The organism is Sphingopyxis sp. LC363, assembly GCF_000756385.1.
Classification (GTDB): Bacteria; Pseudomonadota; Alphaproteobacteria; order Sphingomonadales; family Sphingomonadaceae; genus Sphingopyxis.
On the sequence record NZ_JNFC01000053.1, the window covers coordinates 1 to 8,459 of the forward strand.

The 8,459-nt window shown below is 64.5% G+C and carries 7 protein-coding genes; 2 read left to right on the forward strand and 5 right to left on the reverse strand.

The annotated features are described in order from the left end of the window. Positions 1 to 690 (reverse strand): pirin family protein (locus FG95_RS16575; RefSeq protein WP_037557321.1); only part of this gene is annotated, 690 nt, incomplete at its 3' end. A 134-nt stretch (positions 691 to 824) separates the two neighbouring features. Here FG95_RS16575 and FG95_RS16580 point away from each other — a divergent pair. Both FG95_RS16580 and ctrA read left to right on the forward strand, forming a co-directional pair. After that, positions 825 to 1,772, forward strand: coding sequence for a LysR family transcriptional regulator (locus FG95_RS16580; RefSeq protein WP_037557322.1), 948 nt, complete (start codon positions 825 to 827; stop codon positions 1,770 to 1,772). Positions 1,773 to 1,952: 180 nt separating this feature from the next. Beyond that, entirely contained in the window at positions 1,953 to 2,660 is a 708-nt protein-coding gene (gene ctrA, locus FG95_RS16585; protein ID WP_037557325.1) for a response regulator transcription factor CtrA, read from the forward strand. Between the two features lie 303 nt (positions 2,661 to 2,963). Here ctrA and FG95_RS16590 read toward each other — a convergent pair whose 3' ends face one another. The 4 genes from FG95_RS16590 to FG95_RS16605 all read right to left on the reverse strand — a co-directional run bounded on the left by FG95_RS16590 (position 2,964) and on the right by FG95_RS16605 (position 8,438). Then, positions 2,964 to 4,337 carry a glutamate--cysteine ligase gene (locus FG95_RS16590; RefSeq protein WP_037557330.1) on the reverse strand — a complete coding sequence of 458 codons (1,374 nt, stop codon included), beginning with the start codon at positions 4,335 to 4,337 and terminating at the stop codon, positions 2,964 to 2,966. 47 nt (positions 4,338 to 4,384) lie between these two features. Continuing rightward, positions 4,385 to 6,301: a proprotein convertase P-domain-containing protein gene (locus FG95_RS16595; RefSeq protein ID WP_037557326.1), complete on the reverse strand. Its 1,917-nt coding sequence runs from the start codon at positions 6,299 to 6,301 to the stop codon at positions 4,385 to 4,387. A 362-nt stretch (positions 6,302 to 6,663) separates the two neighbouring features. Further along, complete coding sequence (rplQ, locus tag FG95_RS16600; RefSeq protein ID WP_037557327.1) at positions 6,664 to 7,086, reverse strand: 50S ribosomal protein L17; 423 nt, start codon at positions 7,084 to 7,086, stop codon at positions 6,664 to 6,666. 293 nt (positions 7,087 to 7,379) lie between these two features. Next, positions 7,380 to 8,438 (reverse strand): DNA-directed RNA polymerase subunit alpha, encoded by a 1,059-nt coding sequence (locus FG95_RS16605; RefSeq protein WP_037557329.1) that lies wholly within the window; start codon positions 8,436 to 8,438, stop codon positions 7,380 to 7,382. Between the last annotated feature and the right edge of the window lie 21 nt (positions 8,439 to 8,459).

Sequence of the window (8,459 nt, forward strand, 5' to 3'; positions counted from 1 at the left end):
GTCCACGAGCACCAGTTCGGCGTCGTCGAGCGCCTCGACGCTGATCGTGCCGACATCGCGAAGCGCGATGCCGTCGCGCGGATCGGCATCCTCGCCGTTGACGCGGATGCGGCCCTTGGCGGCGACCAGATAGGCGTGGCGTCCGGCGTCGAGGTCGTAGGAGACCGTTTCGCCGGCGTTCACCGTTGCCGCGGCGACGCGGGCATCGGCGCGGATCGGCAGCGCATCCTCATCGCCCTCGATCCCGCTCGCCAGCGTTACGAACCGGCCCGAGCGGTCGGCCTTGGGAAACTGGCGCGCGCCCCAGCCGGGGTTGCCGCCTTCGCGATCGGGGATGATCCAGATCTGGAACAGCGTCGTTTCCTCATCCTCGAGGTTGAACTCGCTGTGCGTCACGCCCGTCCCGGCGCTCATCACCTGAACGTCGCCCGCCGCGGTGCGGCCGGCATTGCCCATGGAGTCGCGATGGCTGATCGCGCCGGTGCGGACATAGGTGATGATTTCCATGTCGCGGTGCGGGTGCGGGGGGAAACCCGACTGTGCCGCGATGGCGTCGTCGTTCCAGACGCGCAGCGCGCCCCAGCCCATCCGCTTCGGATCATGGTAGTTCGCGAAGGAGAAATGGTGACGGGCATCGAGCCAGCCATGGTCGGCGTGGCCCAGCGTGTCGAATTTGCGAATATCGATCATTGGCCTTGTCCTTTGCTTGCCGCCCCTTGGGCCGGGGTGCCCGGCGGCTCATCTGTTGAGGACAAGATAGGCGCTTGGATCGTTTCGAAAATAGCGTAGATAGAAAACCATCGTTTCCAATTGAGAGATATTCCATGGCGCTTCCCGACTATGAAGGCTGGGCCTGTTTCGTCGCCGTCGCCGAGGGCGGCAGCTTCACCGCCGCCGCCGCCGCGCTCGGCCTGTCGAAGGCGAGCGTGTCGAAGGCGGTGACGCGGCTCGAGGCATCGCTCGGCATCACCCTGCTGCACCGCAGCTCGCGCGTCGTCGCGGTGTCGACCGCGGGCGCGGGCCTGCTCGACGAGGCGCGCGCGATGGTCGCGGCGGCGACCGCGGCGACCGAGGCTGCGCGCGGCGACCGCGTCGACCTCGCGGGCCCGATCCGCCTCGCCGCGCCGATGAGCTTCGGGATCAAGGTGCTCGGCCCGCCGCTCGCCGCCTTCCTCGAACGGCATCCCGCGGTCGAGATCGAGGTGCTGCTGAGCGATGCGCGCAACGATCCGGTGGCGGAGGGGATCGACCTGACGCTGCGCATATCGCCGCTCGCCGATTCGAGCCTGCTCGCGCGGACGATCGCGCCGGTCGCGGCTTCGGTGATCGCGAGCCCCGCCTATCTGGAGAAGCACGGCACGCCCAAGCATCCGCTCGATCTCTCGGGCCACCGGCTGATCGGTTACGGCCACCGTCAACGCGCGATGCCGCTGCACTTTCACCGCAAGGGCGAAGAGGCGACGGTGCTCCCCACCGGCCCCCTATTCGCGAACAATGGCGATATCGCGGTGCCGCTCGTCGTCGCGGGGGTCGGGATCGCGCTGCTGCCCGACTTCATCGCCGCCGACGCGCTGGCGTCGGGCGCGGTTGTCCCGATCCTCGCCGACTGGTCGCCGCCGCAGTCGCATCTGCACCTGTTGTCGCCGCCCTCGCGGCTGCGTCCGGCGCGCGTGCGCGCGCTTTCGGATCATCTCGTCGACACGCTCAAAATGTCCTGTACCGGGGCACATGATCGCCATGTGGCGCTTCACCATGATCCGAAAACGGTCTGAGCGAGTGTTGCAAATTGGACGCGACTCGCGGACTTCCGCCGGTTAAATCAAAATTAACCTTTTCCCTTCATTGCTTTCATGGTTAATGTTCCGGCAGTCCTGCAACGGGGGTTGGTCGGTGACATCCTTGATGGTCATGCGATCGGTTCGCGGGATTATCGTGGGAAAAAGGGGTGCCCAATGCGCGTACTGCTGATCGAGGACGAGCCGACGACCGCGAAAGCGATCGACACGATGCTCACCACCGAGGGCTTCAACGTCTATACGACCGATCTGGGCGAGGAAGGCCTGGATCTCGGCAAGCTCTATGATTACGACATCATTCTGCTCGACCTGAACCTGCCCGACATGCACGGCTATGACGTGCTGAAAAAGCTGCGCACTGCAAAGGTGCAGACGCCGGTGCTGATCCTGTCGGGCATTTCCGAAATGGATTCGAAGGTGCGCTCGTTCGGCTTCGGCGCCGACGATTATGTCACCAAGCCGTTCCACCGCGACGAGCTGGTCGCACGCATCCATGCGGTTGTCCGCCGCTCGAAGGGCCACAGCCAGAGCGTCATCAAGACTGGCAAGCTCGCGGTCAATCTCGACACCAAGACGGTCGAGGTCGACAGCATCCGCGTGCATCTGACCGGCAAGGAATATCAGATGCTCGAGCTGCTTAGCTTGCGCAAGGGCACGACGCTGACCAAGGAAATGTTCCTGAACCACCTTTACGGCGGGATGGACGAGCCCGAACTCAAGATCATCGACGTCTTCATCTGCAAGCTCAGGAAGAAGCTGGCGCTGGCTTGTGGGGGTGAAAATTATATCGAGACGGTCTGGGGCCGCGGTTATGTCCTTCGCGACATCGACGACGAAGGCAATGAGGTGCGCCGCGTCGCCTGACGCGTAACGCTTCAACGATTACCCGAGGGAAGCCGGCGCGGAGCGATCCGCGCCGGTTTTCTTTTTGGCGGTGGCGGCGTGCGCTGGAAGGGAGCTAGCGACCGGTTGCGGCCATTGAGAGAAGAAAGCCCCTCCCCTTCAGGGGAGGGGTTGGGGGTGGGGTCCATCGGCCTTGCGCAAGGCCGATAGACCCCACCCCACTACGACTAGGCAGCAAGCTGCCAAGTCTGCGTTGCCCCTCCCCTGAAGGGGAGGGGCCAAATTGCCGCAACGTCCGCTCCCCACCCCAAAGCCGACGTCGCCTTAGAAGCTCAGCTCGTCATAGATTTTCGAAAGATCGTGGTTCCACGGTCCGTCGTAGCGATCGAGCAGGTCGTGCGCGGGCGATTTGCCGCTTTTGGCGATGCGGCGGAGCGGTTCGAGGAAGCCGACCTCATTGTCGCCCATCGAGTTGACCTCGCCGCGCGCCTTGAGCCCCGCCGCCGCGATGTCGAGCACATGATGCGCCAGCTCGCCAACCGTGCCGCCGCCGGGCGCGAGCGCGTCGAGGCCTTCGCTTGGCACTGCGTCGCGCAGGCTCTGCTGCTCCTCGATGCTCCAGCCCTTGACCAGATCCCACGCGGCGTCGAGCGCGCCCTGGTCGTAAAGCAGCCCGACCCACAGCGCCGGTAGCGCGCAGATGCGATTCCACGGGCCGCCGTCGGCGCCGCGCATTTCGAGGAAGCTTTTGAGGCGCACTTCGGGAAAGGCCGTCGAAAGATGGTCGTTCCAGTCGGAGAGACGCGGCTTCTCGCCGGGGAGCGCGGGTAGTTCACCCTTCAGGAAGTCGCGAAAGCTTTGTCCCGCGGCGTCGATATATTTGCCGTCGCGAAAGACGAAATACATCGGTACGCCCAGCATATAGTCGACATAGCGTTCGTAGCCGAAGCCATCCTCGAACACGAAGGGCAACATGCCGGTGCGCGCGGGGTCGGTGTCGGTCCAGATATGGCTGCGGTACGACATGAAACCGTTCGGCCGCCCTTCGGTGAACGGCGAGCTGGCGAAGAGCGCGGTCGCGAGCGGCTGGAGGGCGAGGCTGACGCGGAATTTCTGCACCATGTCGGCCTCGCTCGCATAGTCGAGGTTGGTCTGGATCGTGCAGGTGCGCAGCATCATGTCGAGCCCGAGGCTGCCGACGCGCGGCATATGTTCGAGCATGATCTTGTAGCGCCCCTTGGGCATGATCGGCAGTTCTGCGCGCGTCTTGTCGGGCCACATGCCGAGGCCGAGGAAGCCGAGACCGAGTTCGGCGCCGACTTCCTTCACCTGCTTCAGATGCCGGCCGGTTTCGGCGCAGGTCTGGTGCAGATTTTCGAGCGGCGCGCCGGAGAGTTCGAGCTGCCCAGCGGGTTCGAGGCTGACGGTGCCGTCGCTGCCCGCCAGCGCGATCACCTTGCCGCCCTCGATCACCGGCTCCCAGCCGAAGCGGGTGAGCGCCATGAGCAGGTCGTGGATGCCGCCGGGCTCGTCATAGGAGGGCGCGCGATGATCGGCGGTGCGATAGACGAATTTCTCGTGCTCGGTGCCGATCCGCCAGCGATCCCTGGGCTTTTCGCCCTTGATCATGGGCGCCGCGAGCTGGTCGCGGGTTTCGACGATGGGATCGTTGCTGTCGGAGGCGGTGCGCGTGCTCATGCCGCGCATTTAGACTATCCGGTATAGAATGCAATCGGGGCCGGTCGTCAGTCGATCGCGACCTCGAACGCGATCGCCATCGCCGCCGCGGGCAACAGCGTCGCGGTGGTCGCGGCGACCGTCGTGCCCGCGACCGACGCGCCGAACGGATCGCTCTCGTCGGCGCCGTTCGCATTGTCGTCTTCGACGCTCGTCGCGCCCGCGCAGCTCGTGCCGCTGCGCAGCGATCCGGCGATGAAGCTCATTCCGGCCGGCAGCGCATCGGCGACGGCGATGCCGGTCGCGGTGCCGCTGCCATTGTTGGTGACGAGGATGCAGTATCGCATCCGGGCGCCCGGAATCGCCTTGGCATTGGCCGTGCCGTTGACCGAGTCGCTGACGACGCTGCTTGTCTTCGCGATCACCAGATTGGCGGTCGGGCGGCAGAAGATAATGTCGTGGAGTGCCATGCCCTGCTGCCCCGGATTGGCGGGGGCGAGGCTGTGGCTGCCATATTCGATGGTGATGCCGTCGACGGGCGCGTTGAAGGTCACGGTGACCGTGCCGTCGGCGCTGCCGTCGGCCGACAGCACGTCGCCATAGGCGCTGTTCCCGATCACATAATTGGCGGTGCCGTTAGTGAGTATGGGCGTAACGGCGACGCCATTATAGGTTCCCGTGACGGTGACGCGGTCGGCGAACTGGCCCGACGCATAATCGACGTCGAACAGCCTGAACTGCGCGCCGGGAACCGCGGTCGGCAGTGTGATTGTGGTGGTGACACTCCCCGCCTGGCTGGTGAAATCGACGAGCTCGAAGATCGAATATTGCGCGGGCGTCAGCCCGCCGGTGACGACATTCTGCCGCGTCGGCGACTGGCCGCCATAGGTGGCATTGCTCAAAAAGCTTCCGCCGCTGACCGCGATGTTGAAACTCGCGCTGCCGATCGCGGTCAGCGCCGCGCCGGCGCTGGTCGTGCCCGCGGGCCAGGTGACGCTGTCCCAGTCGTGCACCGTCGTTCCGACCGGGCAGACGAGCGCCGGCGGTGTCCCCGCGACGCGCGTCCCCGATACGGTGAAACTCGCACTGTCGGAATCATCCTCGCCCGCCGCGCCATTGCCGGGGGTCGAATCGAAATCGAACGCCGAGGAGGCGCCGATTTCGGCGCTGTTGGTGACGCTCGCGCCCGCGGTCGCGGCGACGGTGCCGCTGATCGTCAAGGTCCGCGTCGTCCCCGCCGGGACGCTCCCCACGGTCCACACGCCCGTCGCGCTGTTATAGCTGCCGAAACCCGACGCGCCCGTGAAGTTGAACCCTGCGGGCAGATTGTCCTGCACCGTCACGCCGGTCGCGGTCAGCGTCGACCCGCTCGCATTGGTGACGCTCAGCACATAGTCGATGCTCGCCCCGAACGCCGGGGCGGCGTTGCTGACCGATTTGGTCAGCGAAAGGTCGGCATAGCTCGACGGCACGCCGGTGAGGTAAAGGTCGGCGCGCACGAAATTGCCGTTGTCGGCCGACGGATATTGGTCGCAAATCTCGAGCCGCCAGGTCCCGGCGCTGTTCTCGCCGTTGAAAGCCGACAGCGGCGCATTGGGGCTGAAGACATTCTGATAGGGCGGCGCGCTGTTCGAATGATTGGTGCCATTGCCGTCGGTATTGACCGTCTGCGCCGCGTCGTCGTCGAGGCGGACGTTGAAATTATTGCCGTCGATGCTGCCAGTATCGCCGTTGACGAGCTGGACGCGCGTTCCGGCGGGCGATTGCAGTGTGACGCGCAGGTCGCCGCGCCAGCTGTGCGTCGCGAGCAGGCCAAGATCGACGTCGCCGACGGTATAGCTGGCGCCGACGGTGAAATTGCGCACGAGCAGCGCGGTGCAGGTGGTCGCGGCGTTGATCGTGCCCGCGGTGGTGTTGCTGTAGGTCGTGGTGGTCTGCGCGATGGCGGGATTGGCGGCAAGCGTAAACGCCAGCCAGACGAGCATGATACAGGCTCGCGCAGACTGCAAACACTGGCCCCCCAGCCAGCGGTATCGGCTCTGGTCCCGCCGTTGCATGGATGCGCTATGGGCGCGGGATGGCTAATATCGGGTTAAAATTGCGATGTGGGTAGGGATTCTGTCCGGTGACGGGACAGTTTTCCGGGCCAGTGAGGGGGCGGCGGGTTTCGACCGGGAGCTGCCATTGAGAGAAGAAAGCCCCTCCCCTTCAGGGGAGGGGTTGGGATGGGGCCATCGACCTTGCGCAAGGCCGATGGCCTCCACCCCAAAGCAGACCCCGCCGCATATGAAAAAGGGCGGCCGTCCTTTCGGACGCCGCCCTTGATCTTTTGGCGAAGAGGCGAAGCTCAGGCTTCGGCCATATCCTCGTCGAACTGTTCGACCGGGCCGGAATCCTGGCCCTTGGCGTCGACGTCGCGGTCGACGAATTCGATGACGGCCATCGGCGCCGCATCCGAGGCGCGGATGCCGGCCTTGATGATGCGGGTATAGCCGCCGTTGCGGTCCTTGTAGCGTGTCGCGAGGACGTCGAACAGCTTGGTCAGCTGCGCATCGTCCATCAGGCGGCTCATCGCGAGGCGGCGGTTGGCAAGGCCACCGCGCTTCGCCAGCGTCACCAGCTTTTCGACATAGGGGCGCAGTTCCTTCGCCTTGGCGACGGTCGTCGTGATTTGCTCGTGCTTGATAAGCGAGGCCGACATGTTGCGGAACAGGGCCGTGCGATGCGCGCTCGTGCGCTGAAGCTTCCGGCCACCCGATTTATGACGCATAATCCATTCCTTCGTTTGTCAGAGGGGCCGTTTAGCGGGTTCCCATCAAAGTAGCACTTTGATGGGGTCCATCTGGTACCCCAAGCCAGGTCGATGTGCGGGCCGACCCATTCCCGTTGCACGCCCCTCTCCCGTCGGGAGAGGGTTGCGAAAGCTTGGCAACTTGTTGCCTAGCTGGAGCTGGGTGAGGGGATCGGCCCTATCACGAGAGCGCAGAACCCCTCATCCAACTTCGCCTAGCCGACAAGTCGGCAAGGCTGCGTATCCTTCTCCCGACGGGAGAAGGTTCAGAATTAACCCAGCAGTTCCTGCTCCAGCTTCTTGGCCATTTCCTCGATATTCTCCGGCGGCCAGCCGGGGATGTCCATGCCGAGACGCAGGCCCATCGACGACAGCACTTCCTTGATTTCGTTCAGGGACTTGCGGCCGAAGTTCGGCGTGCGGAGCATTTCGGCTTCGGTCTTCTGAACGAGGTCGCCGATATAGATGATATTGTCGTTCTTGAGGCAGTTGGCCGAACGGACCGACAGTTCGAGCTCGTCGACCTTCTTGAGAAGGAAGCGGTTGAGCTGGTTGACGTCCGACTCGTCGGCGGCCGCCGACGGCGCCGCCATGCCGATCAGGCCGCTGTCGTTCATCGCTTCTTCGAAGTGGACGAAGACCTGGAGCTGGTCCTGAAGGATGCGCGCGGCATAGGCGACGGCATCTTCGGGGGTCACCGTGCCGTCGGTTTCGACGGTCAGGTTCAGCTTGTCATAGTCCAGCTCCTGACCGATGCGAGCATTGTCGACCTTGTAGGCGACCTGGCGCACGGGCGAGTAGAGCGAGTCGACCGGGATCAGGCCGATCGGCGCGTCGACCGGACGGTTGGCGGTCGCGGGGACATAGCCCTTGCCGGTGTCGGCAACGAGTTCCATGTTCAGCGTCGCGCCATCGTCGAGGTGGCAGATGACATGGTTCGGGTTCATCACCTTGATGTCGCCCGACACCATGATATCGCCGGCCTTGACGGTCGCGGGACCGGTCGCCGAAAGCTGGAGCCGCTTCGGGCCTTCGCCTTCCATCTTGAGTGCGACCTGCTTCACGTTGAGCACGATGTCGGTGACGTCTTCACGCACGCCGGCGAGGCTCGAGAATTCGTGGAGCACATTCTCGATCTTGATCGACGTGATCGCCGCACCCTGGAGCGACGAGAGCAGCACGCGGCGCAGCGCGTTGCCGAGCGTCAGGCCGAAACCGCGCTCAAGCGGTTCGGCGACGAACGTCGCCTTGCGCTTGCCGTCGCTGCCAGCCTTGATTTCCAGGTTGCTGGGCTTCTTCAATTCCTGCCAGTTCCGGATATTGACAGTCATGGATTTCCCTTTGCTTTGGGC